Genomic DNA, 22,183 nt, shown 5'->3' on the forward strand with positions numbered 1-22,183 from the left:
GATCGGTACCTCACTGTCAGCGGAGCCCCGTAGGGTTGGTCCTGCTATGACGAAGCCCTCCCTCCCCGACCTCCTGCACGCCGCCGTCTCCGCCGTCGGCGGCACGGAGCGCCCCGGCCAGGTGGCCATGGCCGAAGCCGTCGCCGAAGCGATCGACGACAACTCGCACCGGCTGATCCAGGCCGGCACCGGCACCGGCAAGTCCCTCGGCTACCTGGTCCCGGCCCTCGCGCACGGCGAGCGCGTCGTCGTGGCCACGGCGACGCTGGCGCTCCAGCGCCAGCTCGTCGAGCGCGACCTGCCGCGCACGGTCGAGGCGCTGCATCCGCAGCTGCGCCGGCGGCCGCAGTTCGCCATGCTCAAGGGCCGGTCGAACTACCTGTGCCTGCACCGGCTGCACGAGGGTGCCCCGCAGGACGAGGAGGAGGGCCTCTTCGACCAGTTCGAGGCCGCCGCCCCCACCAGCAAGCTCGGCATGGACCTCCTGCGCCTGCGCGACTGGGCGGACGAGACCGAGACCGGCGACCGCGACGACCTCACCCCCGGGGTCTCCGACAAGGCCTGGAGCCAGATCTCGGTCTCCTCCCGGGAGTGCCTGGGCGCGACGAAGTGCGCGTACGGCGCCGAGTGCTTCGCGGAGGCGGCCCGTGAGCGGGCCAAGCTCGCCGATGTGGTGGTCACCAACCACGCGCTGCTCGCCATCGACGCCATCGAGGGCGCGCCCGTCCTGCCGCAGCACGAGGTGCTGATCGTGGACGAGGCCCACGAGCTGGTCTCCCGCGTCACCGGCGTCGCCACCGGCGAGCTCACCCCGGGGCAGGTCAACCGGGCCGTGAAGCGTGCCGCCAAGCTGGTCGACGAGAAGACCGCGGACTCCCTGCAGACCGCATCGGAGACCTTCGAGCGGGTGATGGAGCTGGCACTCCCCGGCCGTCTGGAGCAGATCCCCGACGACCTCGGCTACGCGCTGGCCGCGCTGCGCGATTCCGCGCGCAATGTGATCTCCGCGATCGGTGCCACCCGTGACAAGTCCGTCCATGACGAGGACGCCGTCCGCAAGCAGGCCCTGGCCGCAGTGGAGAACGTCCACACGGTGGCGGAGCGGATCATGCTCGGCTCCGAGTACGACGTGGTCTGGTACGAGCGCCACGACCGCTTCGGCGCCACCCTCCGCGTCGCACCGCTGTCGGTGTCGGGGCTGCTGCGCGAGAAGCTCTTCGAGGACCGCTCGGTCGTCCTCACCTCCGCCACCCTCAAGCTCGGCGGGGACTTCAACGGGGTCGCGGCCTCGCTCGGCCTCTCCCCCGAAGGGGTCGAAGGGGAGGACGTACCGATGTGGCGCGGCCTGGACGTCGGGTCGCCGTTCGACTATCCGAAGCAGGGCATCCTCTACGTCGCCAAGCACCTGGCCACCCCGGGCCGGGAGGGCACCCGTGGCGACATGATGGACGAGCTGGCGGAACTGATCGAGGCGGCGGGCGGGCGCACCCTCGGCCTCTTCTCCTCCATGCGCGGAGCCAAGGCGGCAGCCGAGGAGCTGCGCGGGCGGCTCGACAACCCGATCCTGCTCCAGGGCGAGGAGACTCTGGGCGAGCTGATCAAGACCTTCGCCGCCGACCCGCGCACCTGCCTGTTCGGGACGCTCTCGCTCTGGCAGGGCGTGGACGTTCCCGGCCCCAGCTGCCAGCTGGTGATCATGGACCGGATCCCGTTCCCGCGCCCCGACGACCCGCTGATGAGCGCCCGCCAGAAGTCCGTCGAGGAGAACGGCGGCAACGGCTTCATGGCGGTGGCCGCCACGCACGCGGCCCTGCTGATGGCCCAGGGCGCCGGCCGACTGGTACGGGCCTCCGGCGACCGGGGCGTCGTCGCGGTCCTCGACCCCCGGCTGGCCACGGCCCGGTACGGGAGCTTCCTGCGGGCCTCGCTGCCCGACTTCTGGTACACCACGGACCGCAACCAGGTCCGCCGCTCACTGGCCGCGATCGACGCGAGCGCTCAAGCCGACGGCAAGTAGGTCCGGCAAGCCCGCCCACAGCGGGTCCGGCCCGCAGCGGGCATGGAACAGCTCCGGGACCGGCGCAGAGGGTCCCGGAGCTGGCTGGGGGCGAGGGGTCAGACCCGGCGCAGTACCGCGACGACCTTGCCGAGGATGGTCGCCTCGTCGCCGGGGATCGGCTGGTAGGCGGCGTTGTGCGGGAGCAGCCAGACATGGCCGTCCTCCCGCTTGAAGCGCTTGACGGTGGCCTCGCCGTCGAGCATGGCGGCGACGATGTCGCCGTTCTCCGCGACCGGCTGGCGGCGGACGGTGACCCAGTCGCCGTCGCAGATGGCCGCCTCGATCATCGAATCGCCGACGACCTTGAGGACGAACAGCTCACCGTCGCCGACGAGCTGGCGGGGGAGCGGGAACACGTCCTCGACCGACTCCTCGGCGAGGATCGGGCCGCCGGCCGCGATCCGGCCGACCAGGGGGACGTAGGAGGCGGCGGGCTTGCCGGTGGTGTCGGTGGGCTGCGAGCTGGGCTGGTCCGAGCCGCGCACCTCGTAGGCGCGGGGGCGGTGCGGGTCGCGGCGCAGGAAGCCCTTCCGCTCCAGGGCCATCAGCTGGTGAGCGACGGAGGACGTGCTGGAGAGACCCACGGCCTGGCCGATCTCGCGCATCGACGGCGGGTAGCCGCGGCGCTGCACCGAGTCCCGGATGACCTCGATGACCCTCCGCTGCCGGTCCGTGAGCCCGGAGCTGTCGGCGCGGATGCCTGGAGGCCGCCCTGGCAGCGAGCGTGCGGGGCGTACGGTCGCCTCCGCCTCCGGGTTCTGACTTGCGTCATTCATGGCATGCACCGGCTCGAGTCGGCTCTGGGAGCGGTTCTGGGCAGTGATGGTGGCACTGTCTGCGGTGGTGGTCACGTCGGCCCCTCTCGAAATGTTCTCCCTAGCTGGACAACGGTAGTTGCTTTCGAAAGGTTGCGCCAAACACACGTTCGAGTGAAAAATCGCGGATCGCCCACTCGGATGAGAGCAGTAGGTGTATGGCCGGCCGGCGTGGGTGGCCGGTGCGAACGGCGGTCCGCAAGCGTGTGGCCGAGCCGTCGTCCGAACGCGGATTCGGAACCGCGTCTGGTGCTTACGGTACCCTTCCGGGTTGGGTCGCCGCCGCCCGGGTCGTCGCCCAGTGTGGCACCGAAACCTACGGAAACCGGCCATCGCGCCCCGCGACACGCGTAGGGACGTAAATCCTCCCCAACGCAAGATCTAGTGGTTGGATGGGCGTCGCAACCCACAAGTTGTGGTCCACGGTCGGCTCGAACGTTCGGGATCGCATATGCTTGTGGCTGCTTCACGAGCCCCCGGCGGAGACTCGCTCTCTGTCGCTGAGGGGCTCCGTGGGGTGATTCAGTCGTGCCAAGAGGAGGGTGAGGGAACCATGCACTGCCCCTTCTGCAGGCACCCCGACAGCCGCGTCGTCGACAGCCGCACCACCGACGACGGAACGTCGATCCGCCGGCGCCGTCAGTGCCCCGACTGCTCCCGTCGCTTCACGACGGTGGAGACGGCCTCGCTGATGGTGATCAAGCGAAGCGGGGTCACCGAACCCTTCAGCCGCACCAAGGTCATCTCTGGCGTCCGCAAGGCGTGCCAGGGGCGGCCGGTCACCGAGGACGCCCTCGCCAAGCTCGGCCAGCGGGTCGAGGAGGCGGTGCGCGCCACTGGAAGCGCCGAGCTGACCACTCACGACGTGGGTCTGGCCATACTCGGCCCGTTGCAGGAGCTCGACCTGGTCGCGTACCTGCGGTTCGCGTCCGTGTACAAAGCTTTCGACACCCTTGAAGACTTCGAGACCGCCATCGCGGAACTTCGCGAGCCGCGGCCTCACCCCCATGAGTGCGAGCCCGGAGGGACCCCCCCGGTCGTCCCCGTGCCCGCCTCCGCCGCCGACTGACCGGATCGGGGCCGCAGCGCAGTGCGGCCCCTCCGGCCGGCCGGGCGAGATTCGTAGATACAAGAAACAGCATTGTGCCGCGGAATATCGCTGGCACTTTAGGGCGTTTTTGCCCGCATATGGGAGGCAGGCGGCATGACAGAGACGGCGAGCAGCTCGGCACGTGGTTCCCGCACCAAGGGGACCAAGGCCGCCAAGGGCGGCCTGCGGATCGAGCGCATCCACACCACCCCCGGCGTGCACCCGTACGACGAGGTGAACTGGGAGCTCCGTGACGTCGTCATGACCAACTGGCGCGACGGCTCGGTCAACTTCGAGCAGCGCGGCGTCGAGTTCCCCGACTTCTGGTCGGTGAACGCGGTCAACATCGTCACCAGCAAGTACTTCCGAGGCGCCGTCGGCACCCCGCAGCGCGAGACCGGCCTCAAGCAGCTCATCGACCGCATCGTGAAGACCTACACGAAGGCCGGCGAGGACTACGACTACTTCGCGTCCCCCGCCGACGCGGAGATCTTCGAGCACGAGCTGACCTACGCCCTCCTGCACCAGATCTTCAGCTTCAACTCCCCGGTGTGGTTCAACGTCGGCACGCCCCAGCCGCAGCAGGTCTCCGCCTGCTTCATCCTGTCCGTCGACGACTCCATGGAGTCGATCCTCGACTGGTACAAGGAAGAGGGCATGATCTTCAAGGGCGGCTCCGGCGCCGGCCTGAACCTCTCCCGCATCCGCTCCTCCAAGGAGCTCCTCTCCTCCGGCGGAAACGCCTCCGGCCCGGTCTCCTTCATGCGCGGCGCCGACGCGTCCGCCGGAACGATCAAGTCGGGCGGCGCCACCCGCCGGGCGGCCAAGATGGTCGTCCTGGACGTGGACCACCCGGACGTCGAGGACTTCATCGCCACCAAGGTGAAGGAGGAGGAGAAGATCCGCGCCCTGCGCGACGCGGGCTTCGACATGGACCTGGGCGGCGACGACATCACGTCCGTCCAGTACCAGAACGCCAACAACTCCGTCCGCGTGAACGACGAGTTCATGACGGCCGTCGAGAACGGCACCGAGTTCGGCCTGCGCGCCCGGATGACCGGCGAGGTCATCGAGAAGGTCGACGCCAAGGCGCTCTTCCGCAAGCTCGCCGAGGCCGCGTGGGCCTGTGCCGACCCGGGCATCCAGTACGACGGCGTGATCAACAACTGGCACACCTGCCCCGAGTCCGGCCGCATCACCGCGTCCAACCCGTGCAGCGAGTACATGCACCTGGACAACACGTCCTGCAACCTCGCCTCGCTGAACCTGATGAAGTTCCTGCACGACGACGGCAAGGGCAACCAGTCCTTCGACGCCGAGCGCTTCGCCAAGGTCGTCGAGCTCGTCATCACCGCGATGGACATCTCCATCTGCTTCGCGGACTTCCCCACGCAGAAGATCGGCGAGAACACCCGCGCCTTCCGCCAGCTGGGCATCGGCTACGCCAACCTCGGCGCCCTGCTCATGGCCACCGGCCACGCCTACGACTCGGACGGCGGCCGGACCCTCGCCGCCTCGATCACCTCGCTGATGACCGGCACCGCGTACAAGCGCTCCGCCGAGCTGGCCGCCATCGTCGGTCCCTACGACGGTTACGCCCGCAACGCCGACTCGCACAAGCGCGTCATGAAGCAGCACGCCGACGCCAACGCCGCCGCGCCGCGCACCGAGGACCTGGACAACGCGATCTGGGCCGCCGCCACCGAGGCATGGCAGGACGTCCTGCGCCTCGGCGAGAAGAACGGCTTCCGCAACGCCCAGGCCTCCGTCCTCGCGCCGACCGGCACCATCGGTCTCGCGATGTCCTGCGACACCACCGGTGTCGAGCCGGACCTGGCCCTGGTCAAGTTCAAGAAGCTCGTCGGCGGCGGCTCGATGCAGATCGTCAACGGCACCGTCCCGCAGGCCCTGCGCCGCCTGGGCTACCAGGAGGAGCAGATCGAGGCGATCGTCGCCCACATCGCCGAGCACGGCAACGTGGTCGACGCCCCCGGCCTGAAGACCGAGCACTACGAGGTCTTCGACTGCGCGATGGGCGAGCGCTCCATCTCCCCGATGGGCCACGTCCGCATGATGGCCGCGATCCAGCCCTGGATCTCCGGCGCGATCTCCAAGACGGTCAACATGCCGGAGACGGCGACCGTCGAGGAGATCGAGGAGATCTACTTCGAGGCGTGGAAGCTGGGCGTCAAGGCGCTCGCGATCTACCGCGACAACTGCAAGGTCGGCCAGCCCCTCTCCGCAAAGAAGAAGGAAGAGGCGAAGGCCGAGATCACCGAGAAGGCCGAGGAGACCATCCGCACGGCCGTCGAGAAGGTCATCGAGTACCGCCCGGTCCGCAAGCGCCTCCCCAAGGGCCGTCCGGGGATCACCACCTCCTTCACGGTCGGTGGCGCCGAGGGCTACATGACGGCCAACTCCTACCCGGACGACGGTCTGGGCGAGGTCTTCCTGAAGATGTCCAAGCAGGGCTCGACCCTCGCGGGCATGATGGACGCCTTCTCCATCGCCGTCTCCGTCGGTCTGCAGTACGGCGTCCCGCTGGAGACGTACGTCGCGAAGTTCACCAACATGCGCTTCGAGCCGGCCGGTATGACGGACGACCCGGACGTGCGGATGGCCCAGTCGATCGTCGACTACATCTTCCGCCGTGTGGCGCTCGACTTCCTGCCCTTCGAGACCCGCTCGGCCCTCGGCATCCACTCCGCCGAGGAGCGCCAGCGCCACCTCGACACCGGTTCGTACGAGCCGCTCGAGGAGGAGCTCGACACCGAGTCCCTGGCCCAGTCGGCGCCCGTCGCCCCCGTGGCCAAGCCGGTGGCGGTCGTCCCGGTCCCGGCCCCGAAGACCGCGCACAGCAACGCCGAGCTGGTCGAGATGCAGATGGGCGTCTCCGCCGACGCCCCGCTCTGCTTCTCCTGCGGCACCAAGATGCAGCGCGCCGGCTCCTGCTACATCTGCGAGGGCTGCGGCTCCACCAGCGGCTGCAGCTGACGGCTGACGCCTAGCACCACGTGAAGAGGGCGCCGACCTCCGGGTCGGCACCCTCTTCGGCGTGTGCGGCGCGGTGGGTGAATACGGTTGGTGTGGCGGGCCCGACGCGGTGATCATGGGGCTGGGTCCGCGGGCGTCGGGGGCCCGGGACGTCACAGCGGGGGAGCGGATGGGCATGTGGAACGGTGACGAGCTGGATCTGGACGCGTACCTGGCCCGGATCGGACTCGGGCGCGAGGCCCGGGAACTCAGGCCGGACCTGCGGACGTTGTACGAGGTGCAACGCGCCCACACCGCCGCCATCCCCTTCGAGTCCCTGGACGTCCTGCTCGGCCGCCCCGTCGAGCTGGAGGTCAAGGCCCTGGAGGACAAGCTCGTGCACGGCCGCCGCGGCGGCTACTGCTACGAGCAGAACTCGCTGCTGGCCGCTGCCCTGGAGCGGATCGGCTTCGAGGTCAGCGGGCGCGGCGCCCGCAACCGCACCCGCACGGACGCCGTGACGCCGGTGACGCACGCGGCCCTCGTCGTCACCGTCGACGGTGAGCCGTGGCTCTGCGACGCCGGATTCGGCTACCAGGGGCCGTGCGAGCCCGTTCCGCTCGGACGGCCCGGGACCGAGGTGCGCCAGGGGCCGTGGACGTTCGCCGTCCACGAGGAGGAGCACGGGGTCCTCGTCCTGCGCATCCGCCGCGGCGATGCGTGGCGCGACCTGTACGCCTTCTCCCCGCAGCCCTACCTGCCCGTCGACTACGTCGTCCTGAACCACTACAGCTCCAGTCACCCCCGCTCCTCCTTCATCGGGAAGACCCTCGTACAGCTCCCGGGCGACGCGGTCCGCACGACGCTCGTGGACCGGGAGCTGATGCGCCTGTACCCCGACGGGCGGACCGAGCGGGAGCCCGTCGCCCCGGACGGGCTGGTCGGTCTGCTCGACCGGGAGTTCGGCCTTCGGCTGCCCGAGCGGGATGCGGCCGAACTGGTACGGATCCACCGCTCCGAGTACTGACCGGGGCCGGGCCCGGGCCCGTACGATGGCGCGGTGCTGGTCAAGTGGATTCGCTGCACGGTGACGGACCGACGCGGGTTCGAGCGCGGGCAGCGCAAGTGGGCGGGGCTGCCCGGCGAGCCCGGGTTCCGGGGGCAGGGCGGCGGCTGGAGCAGAGGCCGGCAGGGGGTCGCGCATGTCTTCGCGTTCTGGGAGAGCCGTTCCTTCTACGACTCCTTCATGGCCCGTTCCCACGACAGACTGGCCGCCGCGCAGACCGGCACCTACACCGACGCGCGGGTCACGCTCTTCGACTACCGCTTCGACGTGAAGACCGGCTTCGAGCCGCGTTTCAGCGACGCCGACGTGGTCCGGGTCGCGCACACCCGGGTCCGGGAAGGCCGCGTGGAGCACTTCGCGCTGATGCAGGAGAAGGTCTGGAACCCCGCCATGGCGGGGTCGCCCGGGATGATCCGGGGACTCTTCGGCGAGGCGCCGGGCCGGGAGTTCCTGGTGCTGTCCATGTGGCGTGCGGCCGCCGAGCACGGCAAGTACCGGCAGGAGCGCGTGGAGCGGCTCTCGCTGCGCGCCCAGACCGAGGCCGACGTCGAGGCGCTCACGGGGGACGTCGTGGACCTCGAACCCAGCTGGACGGTATGACCGTACGACGAACCGCACCGCGACCGGCGTGCCCGGGGCCCACCCGCCCCGGGCGCCGCATAGGGTCGGGGGCATGGTTCGACCACGGCGCATCGTCCTCGTCCGGCACGGGGAATCGGAGGGGAACATCGATGACACGGTGTACGAGCGTGAGCCCGACCACGCCCTGCGCCTGACCCGCGCGGGCCGCGAACAGGCCGCCGAGGCCGGGGTACGGCTGCGCGAGCTCTTCGGCGAGGAGCACATCAGCGCGTACGTCTCCCCGTACCGCCGCACCCTCCAGACCTTCCGGGAGCTGCGTCTGGACCCCTCGCGGGTGCGGATGCGCGAAGAGCCCCGGCTGCGCGAGCAGGACTGGGGCAACTGGCAGGACCGCGACGACGTCAAGCTCCAGAAGGCCTACCGCGACGCCTACGGCCACTTCTTCTACCGCTTCGCACAGGGCGAGTCCGGCGCCGACGTCTACGACCGGGTCGGTTCCTTCCTGGAGAGCCTCTACCGCAGCTTCGAGGCGCCCGACCATCCCGAGAACGTACTGCTGGTGACGCACGGGCTGACGATGCGGCTGTTCTGCATGCGCTGGTTCCACTGGTCGGTGGCCGAGTTCGAAGCCCTCTCCAACCCCGGGAACGGCGAATTCCGCGTGCTGATGCTCGGTCCGGACGGCCGGTACCGGATGGACCGCCCGTTTGAGCGGTGGACCACACCCGAGCCTTATGACCTGGACGGCTAAAGTGGCGCGCGATGACCGCTGATTCCGCTTCCGAACGGCGCTACGCACGCGCCCTGTCCAGCCTCCGTGGGCTGGCCCTGGGGGACGCCCTGGGCTCCCAGTACTTCGTCCCCGTGAACCTTCCGCTGCTCAAGCGGCGCGAGCTGCCGGCCGGCAGCGAACCGTGGCAGTGGACCGACGACACCGAGATGGCCTGCTCCGTGGTGGCCGTGCTCGCCGCACACGGTCGCATCGACCAGGACGCGCTGGCATCCTCGTTCGCCGAGCACCACGACTTCGACCGCGGCTACGGGCCCGCCGTGAACCGGATGCTGCGCCTGATCCGCGAGGGCGAGGACTGGCGCACCCTGGCCGCCGAGCTCTTCAACGGGCAGGGCTCCTGGGGCAACGGCGCGGCGATGCGGATCGCACCGCTGGGCGCCTGGTACGCGGAGGACCCGGAGCAGGCCACCCACCAGGCGGAGATCTCCGCCTACACCACCCACCAGCACCGCGAAGCCGTGTGCGGGGCCATGGCCGTCGCCGCCGCGGCCGCGCTGGCGGCGACCCCGGCCGGCCCGCCGTCCGCCGAGGAACTGCTGGACGGGGTGATCGCGCTGGTGCCGCGCAGCGCCGTGGGCGCCGGCGTGCGCCGGGCGCGCGACATGCTGGACTACGGCGACGCCAACACCGTCGCGGCCGTGCTGGGCTGCGGCCGGCGCACGAGCGCCCACGACACGGTGCCGTTCGCCCTGTGGTCGGCGGCGCGGGCGCTGGACGACTTCGAGCGGGCCTTCTGGACCACCGCCCAGGTGGGCGGCGACGTGGACACGACCTGCGCGATCGTGGGCGGGATCCTGGGCGCCCGCGGCGACTCCGCGCTGCCGCAGACCTGGCTGGCCCGGACCGAGGCGCTCCCGGCCTGGCTGCCGGAAGCCGCGGTCTAGCCGGTCCCCTTCGCCGGACCCGGTGCCGGAGACCCGGGTGAGGGGGAGGAGTCCCCTGACCCGGGTCCTGTCGTACGGTGCGCCCCGCTCAGGCGGCCGGGCCGGCTTCGGCGGCGGCTCCGCTGAGGGCGTCCAGGTCGCTCTTGCGGACCCGGATCACCACCAGGGCGCTGACCAGGGCCAGCCCGGCCATGGCGACGGCGGCGGTGAAGGCGCTGGAGATGCCCTGGGTGAGGACGAGGTCGCCCCAGGGGTCCGGCAGCCGCCCTGTCTGCCGGAACGCCGCCAGCTGCGCGGGGTCGGCCTGCGCCGTGAAGGCGGGGACCCGCCGGGCGGCCTCGTCGCGGCTCGCCGTGCCGAAGACGGTGACCAGGATGGACAGGCCGAGGGAGCCGCCGACCTGCTGGCTGGCGTTGAGCAGCCCGGAGGCCGCGCCCGCTTCCCGGGGTGCCACCCCGGAGACGGCCGTGAGGGTGAGGGTGACGAAGTTCAGGCCCATGCCGAAGCCGAACAGCAGCATCGGTCCGAGCACACCGGAGAGGTACGTGCTGTCGGTGCGGATGAAGGTCAGCCAGCCGAGGCCGATCCCGGTGAGCGCCGACCCGGTGACCATGAACGGTTTGGGCCCGAGGCGGGGCAGCAGGCGCTGCGAGAGCCCGGCGGCGGTGATGATCGCCGCGGTTACCGGCAGGAAGCCGAGCCCGGACTGGATCGGGGAGAAGCCCAGCACGTTCTGCACGAACTGGACGATGAAGAAGAACATGCCGAACATGGCGGCGGCCAGGCCCAGCATGATCAGGTACGTGCCCGCGCGGTTGCGGTCGGCGAACATCCGCAGCGGGATGATCGGTTCGGCGGCCCGGGTCTCGATCAGCACGAAGAGCCCGAGCAGGACGACGGCGGCGGCGAAGGAGCCGAGGGTCAGGGAGTCGCGCCAGCCGTCCTCGGATGCCCGGATGAACCCGTAGACGAGCGAGGTCATGCCACCGGTGGCGGTGAGCGCTCCCGCAGCGTCGAAGCGGCCCGGATGGCGTTCGGACTCGTTGATGTAGAGCGGTGCGAGGACGGTGATGAGCACGCCGATCGGCACGTTCACGAAGAGGACCCAGCGCCAGTCGAGCCACTCCGTGAGCATGCCGCCGGCCAGCAGCCCGACGGCGCCTCCGCCGGCGGAGACGGCCGCGAAGACGCCGAACGCCCGGTTGCGGGCGGGGCCTTCGGCGAAGGTGGTGGTGATCAGGGCGAGCGCGGTCGGGGAGGCGATGGCGCCGCCGACCCCCTGGAGGGCCCGGGCGGCCATCAGGTGCCAGGGCTCCTGGGCGAAGCCGCCGAGCAGGGAGGCCAGGGTGAACAGCAGGATTCCGGTCATGAAGACCCGGCGCCGGCCCAGGATGTCGCCGGCCCGGCCGCCGAGCAGCAGCAGTCCGCCGAAGGCCAGGGTGTAGGCGCTGATCACCCAGGAGAGGTCGGTGGTGGAGAAGGCGAGCGCGGTCTGGATGTGTGGGAGGGCGATGTTCACGATCGTCGCGTCGAGGACGACCATGAGCTGACAGGCGGCGATGACGGTGAGCGCGACGCGCGGGCGGCCCGGCCGACGGGCGGCCCCGGGTATCCGGGGCGGGGCGAGTTGAGCGCTTTTCACTGTGGATCCCCCCGAAGTGAAATAGTGAACGCATCCGTTCACTGCGGACCACGGTAGGAGTCCGCACAGAGGGAACGCAAGCGTTCACTATGGCTGGAAATCCGTGCGAAGAGCCGCGGATGGTCGGAGGTTTGGGGCATGGCGGGTTCGGACGCGACGGAAGGAGCGGCGCCGGTGCGCAGAAGGGGTCCCGAGCTCGAACGGGCGATCCTGGACGCGGCCATGGAGCAGCTGGGCAGCGTCGGCTGGAACGCCCTCACGATGGAGGGGGTCGCCGCCCAGGCCCGTACCGGCAAGGCGGCCCTCTACCGTCGCTGGTCCTCCAAGGCGGACCTGGTGGCCGAGGTGCTCCGGCGCGGACTGCCGGCGCTGGGGGAGGCCACGGACCAGGGATCGATCCGCGAGGACCTGTACCGGCTGTGCGTCCGCATGTGCGACGTCATGCGCTCGCCGGCCGGGGTGGCGCTCCGCGCCGTGCTTCACGAATGCGACCCCGCCCATGGCGACCTCTTCCGCGAGGTGATCCGGCAAGGGCTGCACGAGCCGGCGCACAAGGTGATCCGGGAGCTGGTACTGCGCGGTATCGAGCGGGGAGACGTCCGTGCGGACGCCACGAGTCCGCTGATCGTCGACGTGATCCCGGCGATGCTGATGTACCGGGCGAAGGTGTGCGGGAGCGAATGGCCGGACCGGGAGATCGCCGAGATGATCGACGGGCTGATGGTGCCGATGCTCCGCGCCTGAGCCCCCGCGGCCGGGATGCCGCGGCCCCGCGCGGGTCCGTGCGCCGCCCTCCCCGCGCCCGGTGCGCGCGCTTGCCACGGGCCGGGGTGTGCAGGCGGCCCGGGGCGGCGTACCCTTGCTGGCGCCATGCCGTACGAAGCACCCACCCACACCGTCGAGCGCTCCCTCCGTGCAACCACCGGCGCCAAGGTCATCGCCGGGGTCGACGAAGTCGGACGAGGGGCCTGGGCCGGTCCCGTCACCGTGTGTGCGGCGATCACCGGTCTGCGCCGGCCTCCCGAGGGGCTCACCGACTCGAAACTCCTCACCCCCAGGCGGCGCGACGAGCTGTTCGACGTCTTGCAGGCCTGGGTCACCGCGCACGCCCTCGGCCACGCCTCCCCGGAGGAGATCGACGAGCTGGGGATGACGGCCGCGCTGCGGCTCGCGGCGGTGCGCGCACTGGACGCCCTCCCGGTGCGGCCGGACGCGGTGATCCTCGACGGCAAGCACGACTACCTCGGCCGGCCCTGGCAGGTCCGTACGGTGATCAAGGGTGACCAGTCCTGCATCGCGGTCGCGGCGGCCTCGGTGATCGCCAAGGTCCAGCGCGACCGGATGATGGCCGCGCTGGGCGAACCCGGCGACGGGCTGGAGGACTTCGCCTTCGGCGCCAATGCCGGCTACCCGTCGCCCGTGCACCGCGCCGCCCTGGAGGAGCGCGGCCCCACCGTGTACCACCGGCTCTCGTGGTCGTACCTCGACGCGCTCCCCCAATGGCGGCACTTGAAGAAGGTCCGCCGCAGCGAGGAGTCGATGGAGCTGGAAAACGGAGGCCAACTCGGCTTCGATTTCTGATCGCACCCACGTGCCACCCACCGGTACGTTTCGTACCGGTGTTTGATAGACATCAACTCATGCCTCTCACCCCCGCCATCGAGGAGCCTCAGATTCACGAGAGTGCCCAGGGTCCCCGCGTCACGCCGGCCGCGAGCCGCACCGCGCAGACCCCCCGCCCCGTACCTGGTCCGCGTCCCGCCGCCGTACCCCGGCCCGGGCGCCCCGGTCCCGTCCGCCCGGCCCCGCCCGCGCAGCGCGCGGGACAGGCCACCTCCGGACCCGTTCCCGCAGCCCCCGCCGCGCCGTCCGTCTCGGCCGCGGTGCCGCAGGTCCAGCTGATCCCGGCCTCGGCCGAGGGTGCCCTGGACGCGGCCGAGGAGGCCGTGGACCTGCTGCTCGACACCGGGCGCGCGCCCGGTGACATCCTGGTGATCACCACTGGCGACCCGCACCCGTGGGCCGCGCACGAACTGTCCTTCGGCGAGGCCTCCTACTGGGCCCAGCACGACGCCGGGGACGACGTCTTCTATGCGGACGCGGCGGACGTGCAGCGTGCTGCCGGGCGTCCCGTCGTGGTCTTCGCGGCCAACGGCGGGCCGGACGGAACGACCGCCACCGCACTGCCGGTCGCGCTCGCGCGGGCGGGTGCCCTGCTCGTCGTCTGCGGTGACGTGAAGCAGATCAACTCCGTGCTGGGCGCGGGCGTCTGACGCTCCCTCTCCCACACACGGGCGAGGGGCGGGGCGGCCGGCCCCGCTGAGGTCCGAGGCCCGACCAGCCGTACCCCCTTCCGCGGGAGTGCGGCCGTGCGGGCCTGGGCCCCGTCCCGGCGGACCGGCGCCCAGGGGGCGTCGCGACGCCGCGGAGATCTGTCAGACCCCCTAGCGGGCGGCCGCCCGGCGCAGCGGCTCCACGATCCCGCCTGCGGTGCTCAGGGGCAGTGAGGCGATCTCGGTCATGGAGCCGAGCCGCTCGGGCCGGGACTCCGAGCTCGGGTGCCGTCCACCACGGCCTTCGCCCAGCACCTGCCAGCCCCCGCGGGTCAGCGTGATGTACGCGCCGCAGCGCAGCCCGTGCAGGGTGCAGGCGTCCCGCAGGCCCCACATCCAGGCCCCGTCCTCCTCGGTCCACCGTTCGTCGCCGTCACGGCAGTACATGAGCACGGCCGTCCGGACCGGGGTCCGCCGCCGCAGGTCGTGCGGGATGACCCGGCGCAGCCGGGACAGCAGGGCGTTGCGGTACTCCCAGCCGTCCGCCGACGCCGAGCGCTGCACGAACGAGGCGCTGGCGACCAGTCGTTCCTCCGGGCCGAGCACGGCTATGACGGCGGTGGACGGCACCGGGCTGTGCCGGGAGTGCAGGCCGCTGACCACCTCACGCGGGTTGCGCAGCAGGGGAACTCCTGCGGCGGTCCATTCGGAGGGTTCGAGCAGTCGGCCGTGCCGACTGGCGCCACCGGTGGCCGTTGTCAAGGACGCGGTCGCGGGCGGGGCGAATCCGAAGGTCACGGTCCTCCCTTCGGGTACACGCCCGCGAACGGGCACGGCTGAGGTGTGGGCGCGCCACAGCGCGGCCCAGGAGAGTGCCGACGAGCCGAGCGGGAGCACTCCGATTCTCGCGTGGCCCGCGAGGATGGGGCAATGAGCATTTGAGGACGCGGACCGGAATTCGCCGGTATGCCGTTCATATCCTTGCCCCGCCACGCCGGAGTCGACTCATTCCGCTACGGCTGGAGCGCGAGCACCAGCGGAAACACCCCCCTCACCCCCGCTCGCCGCAGCAGCCGGGCGGCCACTGCGAGGGTCCAGCCGCTCTCCGCGCGGTCGTCGACGAGGAACACCGGACCAGGGACCTCGGCCAGGCTCGCCGCCAGGGCTGGCGGCACGGTCAAGGCCTGGTGGAGTCCCCGGACCCGCTGGGCGCTGTTCGAGGACGGGAGCCCGAACTCCGGTGCCTGGTCGGTGTACTCCAGGGCTCCGAGCATCGGAATCCGTCCGACCTCCGCGATCCGCGCGGCCAGCGAGCCGACCAGTTGCGGGCGGCTGCGCGAGGGCAGCGAGACCACTCCCACGGGCCGGGCAGGGGCGTCCTCGGCCCCGGAGGCCCAGCCGCCCGGCCCCCGCGCCCAGTCGGCCAGAACGGCCACCACGGCCTGTGCCACATCGTCCGGAACCGGCTGGTCGGGTGCCTGGGGGGCCAGCATCGGTCGCAGCCGGTTGCCCCAGCCGATGTCGGACAGCCTGCCCAGAGCCCGGCCCGGTGCCGCCTGTTCGTCGGCCGGGATCCGGCCCTTGAGGTCCACACCCACCGCCGCGAGGCCGGTCGGCCACATCCGGCGCGGTTCCAATTCCACCCCGGGGCGGCCCAGTTCCCCCCGGGCGGTGTCCAGCGAGGCGGAGGAGACCTCCGCGGTGAAGCGGGCGCCGGCGCAGTTGTCGCAGCGGCCGCAGGGGGCGGCCTCCTCGTCGTCGAGCTGCCGGCGCAGGAACTCCATCCGGCACCCCGTGGACGCGGCGTAGTCGCGCATCGCCTGCTGCTCGGCCGACCGCTGCCGGGCGACCCACGCGTACCTCTCGGCGTCGTACACCCAGGGCTCGCCCGTCGCGGTCCAGCCGCCCTTGACCCGATGGACCGCGCCGTCCACGTCCAGCACCTTGAGCATCGACTCCAGCCGGGTCCGGCGCAGGTCGACCAGCGGCTCCAGGGCCGGCAGCGACAGGGCCCGGCCGGCCTGCGCCAGGACGTCCAGGGTGCGGCGCACCTGTTCCTCCGGGGGGAACGCCACCGACGCGAAGTACTGCCAGATCGCCTCGTCCTCGCGCCCGGGGAGCAGCAGTACCTCGGCGTGCTCGACGCCGCGGCCGGCGCGGCCGACCTGCTGGTAGTAGGCGATGGGGGAGGAGGGCGAGCCCAGGTGCACCACGAAGCCCAGGTCGGGCTTGTCGAAGCCCATGCCGAGGGCAGAGGTGGCCACCAGGGCCTTGACCCGGTTCGCCTGGAGATCGTTCTCGGCCTGCTCGCGGTCGGCGTTCTCGGTCTTGCCGGTGTACGAGGAAACCGTGTGCCCCCGGTGGCGCAGGTAGGCGGTGACCTCCTCGGCGGCGGCCACCGTCAGGGTGTAGACGATGCCGGAGCCCGGCAGGTCACCGAGGTGGTCGGCGAGCCACGCCAGCCGGTGTGCGGCGTCGGGCAGGGTCACCACGGCCAGGCTCAGGCTCTCGCGGTCCAGGGGGCCGCGCAGCACCAGGGCGTCCGTGCCCGCCCCGGTGCCGAGCTGTTCGGCCACGTCGGCCGTCACCCGGGCGTTGGCGGTGGCCGTCGTCGCCAGGACCGGGACGCCCGGGGGGAGGTCCGCCAGCATCGTGCGCAGCCGGCGGTAGTCGGGGCGGAAGTCGTGCCCCCAGTCCGAGATGCAGTGGGCCTCGTCGACGACGAGCAGGCCCGTGGCGGCGGACAGCTTGGGCAGGACCTGGTCGCGGAACTCGGGGTTGTTGAGGCGCTCCGGGCTGACCAGCAGGACGTCGACCTCGCCCGCCGCGACCTCGGCCTGGATGCCCTCCCACTCCTCCGGGTTGGCGGAGTTGATGGTGCGGGCGTGGATGCCGGCGCGGGCGGCGGCCTCGACCTGATTGCGCATCAGCGCGAGCAGCGGGGAGACGATCACGGTCGGTCCGGCACCGGCCGCCCTCAGCAGGGAGGTGGCGACGAAATAGACCGCGGACTTGCCCCAGCCCGTACGCTGCACGACCAGGGCCCGCCGCTTGTGCGCGACGAGGGCCTCGATCGCCCGCCACTGGTCCTCGCGCAGCCGCGCGGTGCCCGTGGGGTCGCCCACGAGGCGGGCGAGTACGGAATCGGCGGAGGACCTCAGGTCTGCGTTCATGCCCCCCATGCAACCCGATGCCTCTGACATCGCGCCAATGCGGACTCCCGCCTGTGGATGTTGAAGGCTGGACGAGCGGGCGGGTTATCCACAGGGGTTTCCGGATCGGATCACGCACGGGACCGTCGGGTCATGACGACGAACCACGAATCACGCAGCCCGTCCGGCCGGCCGTCCATCAGCCCCGCCGGAGCCCCCACCGAACCCCAGATCACCCTGCGCAGTCCGGCCGAACTGGCCGACGCCCTGCCCTACATGCTCGGCTTCCACCCCACCGACTCCCTCGTGATGGTCTCCGTCCACGGCGCGTGCGGCCGCTTCGGCGGCCGGCTCCGGGTGGGGATCCCCACCGCCCCCGCCGAGTGGGAGGACACCGCCCGCCAGGTCGCCGACTGCCTGATCAAGGGTGGCGAACGGCGCGGGGACAAGCCCGACGGCATCGTGGTCTTCCTCTGCCAGGACCCGGTCGGCGGCGAGAGCGGGCAGCGGGTCATGACCCGGCTGCGGCCGCTGGCCCAGCGGCTCCGGACGGCCTGCGGCGCGCTGGACGTCCCGGTCCTGGAGGCCCTGTGCCTCTCCGGCGGCCGCTACTGGTCGTACGTGTGCCCCGAGGGCGCCTGCTGCCCCGCCGAAGGGACCCCGCTGGCGCCGTCCGGTACCTCGGTGATGGCCGCGGCGGCCACCTTCGCCGGTCTCCAGGTCCGCGGCTCCCTCAAGGAGATCGAGAAGCGGATGGCACCGCTCGGCGGGGCCTGGGCCACCGAGCAGGAGGAGGCCCTGGAGCGGGCCGCCGTGGACCTCGTGCCGAGGATCCTCGACGGGGAGACCCGCGAGGAGGTCGGCGCGCAGACCCTCGATCTGGCCCGCACCCTCCTGCGCAGGCTGACCCTCGCCCCGCCCGCCGAGGGCGGGCCCGGAGCGGACGACTGGGACGACGCGCTGCTGGGCCACGACGAGGCCGCCGCCGTGATCCTCGGGCTCCAGGACCGGGCGATCCGCGACATCGCCGCCGAGTGGATGGAGGGCGACGAGGCCGCCCCCGCCCTGCGCCTGTGGCGGGCCCTGGCCCGCCGCTGCGTCGGCGCCTACGGGGAGCACGCGGCGGCCCCGCTCACCCTGGCGGGCTGGGTCTCCTGGTCCAGCGGGGACGAGCCGACCGCCCGGATCGCCCTCGGACTGGCCCTGCGGGCCGACGCCGAGTACCGGTTCGCCCAGCTGCTCCACCACGCCTGCAACGAGGGCATCGACCCCGAGGGGCTGCGGGAGTGCCTGCGGGAGGAACGCAGGCGCCGCGAACCCCGCCGCAAGCGCAACGCCGCCACCAGGCGCCCGCCCGGCCGCCGGGACGGACAGCGCCGCCGTCCGTCCCGCCGCGCCGAGGGGAACGGGCAGTGAGCGCCCGTCAGGCGCCCCTGCCGGGCCGCCTCTCGCGACGGCTGTGGAGCGCGGCGGCCGGCTCCGCGCACCGTCCGCGCGCCACCCGCTGCGGGCCGCCGCCACCGCGGGCCGTGACCCGGGCGGGGGCGGGGGCGTTCAGCCGGTGGGCGGTGGGGGTCCGGCCGCGCCGCCGCCCAGCCGAACCGGCCGGAGCGCAGACAAGGCGGCACATGGCTCCCCCCGCACCCGAAACCGGCCCGACCGGAACCACACCCGCTTCCCGCCCACCGGTGTTCGCACCCGGGCCCCCGCCCCCGGCGGGCTCCTACCCACCAGGGGCTCCGCCCGGGACGGCGCCTGCCACCGGCTCGCGCCCGGCCGTGCCCCCGCCCGGGACCGTCCCCGGGCGCGACGTCTCCGCACCGGGGTCCCTGCCGGCGCGCGCCTCCGCTTCCGGGGCCCGGCCGCCGGGGCAGCCCACCGGGGCGGGCGGCGGGCGGCGGGCCGAATTGCCTCCGGTACACGGCGCCGTCATCTGCGTCGCCGCCCCCTGCCTGGTCATCTCGCCCGAGCACGGTCAGCTGACCGGGCGGGGCATCGAGGGGATCTACCGGTCCGGGCGCCGGCTGCTGTCCCGCTGCGTCCTGCGCGTCGCCGGACAGGACCCCGTCGCCGTCCAGGGGCGGAGCCTCGGGGCCGACCGGGCGGCCTTCACCGCCACCGTGCGCACCGGGGTGGAACCCGGCCCCGACCCCGACATCAGCGTCGAGCGGGTCCGGTACGCCGACGGCACCGAGCGCATCACCGTACGCAGCTTCGCCGCACGGCCACTGCGCCTGCCGGTGGAGGTCTCCCTGGGCACGGACCTGGCCGAACTGGCCGCGGTGGCGGCCGGCCGGGCCGGGCCCGAGCTCACCGCCGCGGTGCACGCGGCCGGGCTGCGCTGGAGCACGGAGGAGGCCCTCGCCGTCACCACCGCCGAACCGGCCCCCGACGACGCCCTCGCCACCGCCGGACTGCTGCGCTGGCAGCTCGAACTGGGACCGGGCGAATCCCGCAGCATCGAGCTGCGGACCAGCCGGGAACGCACCCCGCGGGCCCCCGCCGGACAGGTCGCGAACCCGCTCGCCGACGCCCGCGCCGAGGGCGACGACCCGAGGACCGAGGCATGGCTCAGAACCAGCGTCGAAGACCTGCGGGCACTGCTGCTGAGGGACCCCGCGGAGCCCGGTGACGCCTTCGCGGCGGCCGGAGTGCCCTGGCGGCTCGGGCTGGCTCCGGCCGAGTCGCTGTGGGCCGCCCGGATGGCACTGCCCCTCGGCACCGGGCTTGCCGCCGCCACCCTGCGGACACTGGCCCGCAGCCAGACACCCGGCCGCGGCCCCGGGGGCGGCATGATCCCGGGCCCGCTGCGTGCCGCCGGACCGCAGCTGCCGCCCGGCTGCACCGGCACCGAGGCCACCCTCGGCTTCCCGGCGGTGCTCGCCGAGGCCCGCCGGTGGGGGCTGCCCGAGGAGGAGGTGGCCCGCCTCCTGCCGGCCGCCGAGCGCTGCCTGGACTGGCTGCGCCGGGCGCTCGGCGAGGACGGCTTCCTGGCCGACCCCGACCCGGGGCCGCGCCGCTGCGAGACCCAGGCCCACGCCCACCGGGCCGCGCTGCTCGGTGCGGATCTGCTCGAAGGGTGCGGGCGGGCCGGAGCCGCCGAGTGGCGGGAATGGGCGGCCGCCCTGAGGGAGAGGTTCCTGGACCGGTTCTGGATCGACGGCCCGGACGGGGGCCGCCCCGCCGCCGCCCTGCATCCCGACGGCCGGCCGCTGCCCCGGCTGACCGGGGCGGCCGCGCACCTGCTGGACACCGGCCTGCTGGGCGGCGGCCGCCTCGCGCCCGGCCTGCTGGACCGCATCCGCACCGAACAGCTCGCCCGGCTGCTCGGGGCCCCGGCCATGGATTCCGGATGGGGGCTGCGGAGCATGGCGGCCCGGGAGCCGGGCCACAACCCCTTCGGCCACCGCTCGGGCGCGGTCCGGGCGCACGAGAGCGCCATCGCGGTGGCCGGACTGGCCCAGGCCGGATACGAGAAGGAGGCCGCGGGCCTGCTGCGGGGCCTGCTGGACGCCGCAGAGGTCTTCGGATACCGGCTGCCGGAGATGTACGCCGCCGAGCAGCGCACCGCCGGAAGCGCCCCGCTCCCGCATCCGGCGGCCTGCCGGCCGGCGGCCGTGGCCGCCGCCGCGGGGATCCACGCCCTCACCGCCCTCGCGGGCATCCGCCCGGACGCCCCCGCGAGAACGGTCGCGGTCACCCCGCGCGCGGGCGCCCCCCTCGGCGCCCTGCGGCTGGCAGGGCTGCGGGTGGCGGGGGAGCCGTTCACCGTCCGGATCAGCCGTCTCGGCGTCGGCATGGTGGAGGAGGCCGCCGATGAGCTCCAACTGGGAGGGTGAGAGGCCGCCCGGGCGGCGCGCCCGCCTGATCGCGAGGATGCGGACTGGGTTCCAGATCACCGTCCTCGGGATCACGAAAGCGCTGTTTATCGTCAGGCAGACGACTATGATCGCGGCATGTCGCCCTACGACCCGTCGGCCTTTCCGCCCTTCGCCGTCACCGTCGACCTGGTCGTGCTCACCGTGCGGCGCCACGCGCTCTGCGCGCTGGTCGTACGACGGGGAGAGCAGCCGTTCCAGGGGCGCTGGGCGCTGCCCGGCGGCTTCGTGCGCGGGGATGAGGACCTCTCCGCCGCCGCGGCACGGGAACTCGCCGAGGAAACCGGGCTGTGCGCGCACGACCCGGCCTCTCCCGGCGTCGACAACGGGGCGCACCTCGAACAGCTCGCCACCTACGGGGACCCGCAGCGCGACCCCCGGATGCGGGTGGTCAGCGTGGCACACCTGGTGCTCGCCCCCGACCTGCCCGCACCCCGCGCGGGCGGCGACGCCAACAGCGCCCGCTGGGCTCCCGTCGACGAACTCCTGGAAGGCCCCGACCAGACCGTCACGAGCCTCGCCTTCGACCACGCGCGGATCCTCGCCGACGGCGTCGAGCGGGCCCGCTCGAAGATCGAGTACTCCTCGCTGGCCACGGCCTTCTGCCCGCCGGAGTTCACCGTCGGCGAGCTGCGCCGGGTGTACGAGGCGGTGTGGGGCGTGGCGCTCGACCCGCGCAACTTCCACCGCAAGGTCACCGGGACCCCCGGGTTCCTGGTCCCCGCGGGAGGGACGACGACCCGTCAGGGCGGCAGGCCCGCCCAGCTGTTCAGGGCCGGCGGCGCGACCCTGCTCAACCCGCCGATGCTGCGGCCGGAAGTCTGACCCGCCGCCACCGCGGCCCTCGTGGCCTGCGCCGCCGCTTCCGGCGCGGGGGCGGCGGCCGGCCCGGCCCGGGCTGCCCCGGACGGCGGCACTGCCGGCCCTCACCCGGACCGGTTGCATAGAAAATCGGACATATCGCGTTATCTTGCAT

17 protein-coding genes are annotated in these 22,183 nt (G+C 72.7%); 13 read left to right on the top strand and 4 right to left on the bottom strand.

What is annotated here, in order from left to right; translation table 11 throughout:
- Positions 1 to 46 precede the first annotated feature (46 nt).
- The gene (locus tag B4U46_RS26260; protein WP_079430122.1) at positions 47 to 2,017 is read left to right on the top strand and encodes an ATP-dependent DNA helicase; all 1,971 of its coding nucleotides are present in this window, start codon (positions 47 to 49) and stop codon (positions 2,015 to 2,017) included.
- Between the two features lie 98 nt (positions 2,018 to 2,115).
- On the opposite strand, the gene lexA is transcribed toward B4U46_RS26260, so the two are convergent.
- Positions 2,116 to 2,910: a transcriptional repressor LexA gene (gene lexA, locus B4U46_RS26265; protein ID WP_079430123.1), complete on the bottom strand. Its 795-nt coding sequence runs from the start codon at positions 2,908 to 2,910 to the stop codon at positions 2,116 to 2,118.
- 517 nt (positions 2,911 to 3,427) lie between these two features.
- Between lexA and nrdR the strand changes: the two genes are divergently transcribed.
- From nrdR to B4U46_RS26295, 6 genes are all read left to right on the top strand, one after another.
- On the top strand, positions 3,428 to 3,943 hold the full coding sequence (gene nrdR / locus B4U46_RS26270) for a transcriptional regulator NrdR (RefSeq protein WP_079431988.1): 516 nt from the start codon (positions 3,428 to 3,430) through the stop codon (positions 3,941 to 3,943).
- A gap of 135 nt (positions 3,944 to 4,078) precedes the next feature.
- The gene (locus B4U46_RS26275) at positions 4,079 to 6,958 is read left to right on the top strand and encodes a vitamin B12-dependent ribonucleotide reductase (RefSeq protein ID WP_079430124.1); all 2,880 of its coding nucleotides are present in this window, start codon (positions 4,079 to 4,081) and stop codon (positions 6,956 to 6,958) included.
- A gap of 175 nt (positions 6,959 to 7,133) precedes the next feature.
- Positions 7,134 to 7,964 (top strand): arylamine N-acetyltransferase family protein, encoded by an 831-nt coding sequence (locus tag B4U46_RS26280; RefSeq protein WP_079431989.1) that lies wholly within the window; start codon positions 7,134 to 7,136, stop codon positions 7,962 to 7,964.
- Between the two features lie 33 nt (positions 7,965 to 7,997).
- The gene (locus tag B4U46_RS26285) at positions 7,998 to 8,603 is read left to right on the top strand and encodes a YdbC family protein (RefSeq protein WP_045947215.1); all 606 of its coding nucleotides are present in this window, start codon (positions 7,998 to 8,000) and stop codon (positions 8,601 to 8,603) included.
- Positions 8,604 to 8,676: 73 nt separating this feature from the next.
- Positions 8,677 to 9,336, top strand: a complete 660-nt coding sequence (locus B4U46_RS26290) for a histidine phosphatase family protein (protein ID WP_079430125.1) — start codon at positions 8,677 to 8,679, stop codon at positions 9,334 to 9,336.
- An 11-nt stretch (positions 9,337 to 9,347) separates the two neighbouring features.
- Complete coding sequence (locus tag B4U46_RS26295) at positions 9,348 to 10,262, top strand: ADP-ribosylglycohydrolase family protein (RefSeq protein WP_079430126.1); 915 nt, start codon at positions 9,348 to 9,350, stop codon at positions 10,260 to 10,262.
- Between the two features lie 88 nt (positions 10,263 to 10,350).
- On the opposite strand, the gene B4U46_RS26300 is transcribed toward B4U46_RS26295, so the two are convergent.
- A complete protein-coding gene (locus B4U46_RS26300; protein ID WP_079430127.1) occupies positions 10,351 to 11,904 on the bottom strand; it encodes an MFS transporter in 1,554 nt (517 codons plus the stop codon).
- 138 nt (positions 11,905 to 12,042) lie between these two features.
- Between B4U46_RS26300 and B4U46_RS26305 the strand changes: the two genes are divergently transcribed.
- From B4U46_RS26305 to B4U46_RS26315, 3 genes are all read left to right on the top strand, one after another.
- Complete coding sequence (locus B4U46_RS26305; protein ID WP_079430128.1) at positions 12,043 to 12,648, top strand: TetR/AcrR family transcriptional regulator; 606 nt, start codon at positions 12,043 to 12,045, stop codon at positions 12,646 to 12,648.
- Between the two features lie 126 nt (positions 12,649 to 12,774).
- The gene (locus B4U46_RS26310; protein WP_079430129.1) at positions 12,775 to 13,485 is read left to right on the top strand and encodes a ribonuclease HII; all 711 of its coding nucleotides are present in this window, start codon (positions 12,775 to 12,777) and stop codon (positions 13,483 to 13,485) included.
- 59 nt (positions 13,486 to 13,544) lie between these two features.
- Positions 13,545 to 14,177, top strand: coding sequence for a hypothetical protein (locus B4U46_RS26315; protein WP_079430130.1), 633 nt, complete (start codon positions 13,545 to 13,547; stop codon positions 14,175 to 14,177).
- Positions 14,178 to 14,348: 171 nt separating this feature from the next.
- On the opposite strand, the gene B4U46_RS26320 is transcribed toward B4U46_RS26315, so the two are convergent.
- Together B4U46_RS26320 and B4U46_RS26325 are read right to left on the bottom strand one after the other, a co-directional pair.
- Positions 14,349 to 14,975, bottom strand: coding sequence for a hypothetical protein (locus B4U46_RS26320; protein WP_079430131.1), 627 nt, complete (start codon positions 14,973 to 14,975; stop codon positions 14,349 to 14,351).
- A gap of 215 nt (positions 14,976 to 15,190) precedes the next feature.
- Positions 15,191 to 17,350 (bottom strand): RecQ family ATP-dependent DNA helicase, encoded by a 2,160-nt coding sequence (locus tag B4U46_RS26325; RefSeq protein ID WP_079430132.1) that lies wholly within the window; start codon positions 17,348 to 17,350, stop codon positions 15,191 to 15,193.
- Positions 17,351 to 17,482: 132 nt separating this feature from the next.
- Here B4U46_RS26325 and B4U46_RS26330 point away from each other — a divergent pair, with 132 nt between their 5' ends.
- The 3 genes from B4U46_RS26330 (at position 17,483) to B4U46_RS26340 (ending at position 22,032) form a co-directional block, all read left to right on the top strand.
- On the top strand, positions 17,483 to 18,745 hold the full coding sequence (locus B4U46_RS26330) for a DUF4192 domain-containing protein (protein WP_079430133.1): 1,263 nt from the start codon (positions 17,483 to 17,485) through the stop codon (positions 18,743 to 18,745).
- A 212-nt stretch (positions 18,746 to 18,957) separates the two neighbouring features.
- Complete coding sequence (locus B4U46_RS26335; protein WP_079430134.1) at positions 18,958 to 21,168, top strand: glycogen debranching N-terminal domain-containing protein; 2,211 nt, start codon at positions 18,958 to 18,960, stop codon at positions 21,166 to 21,168.
- 117 nt (positions 21,169 to 21,285) lie between these two features.
- Positions 21,286 to 22,032, top strand: coding sequence for an NUDIX hydrolase (locus B4U46_RS26340; protein ID WP_079430135.1), 747 nt, complete (start codon positions 21,286 to 21,288; stop codon positions 22,030 to 22,032).
- Positions 22,033 to 22,183: the final 151 nt, after the last annotated feature.

This window comes from Streptomyces katrae (genome assembly GCF_002028425.1).
In the GTDB taxonomy this organism is placed as follows: Bacteria; Actinomycetota; Actinomycetes; order Streptomycetales; family Streptomycetaceae; genus Streptomyces; species Streptomyces katrae_A.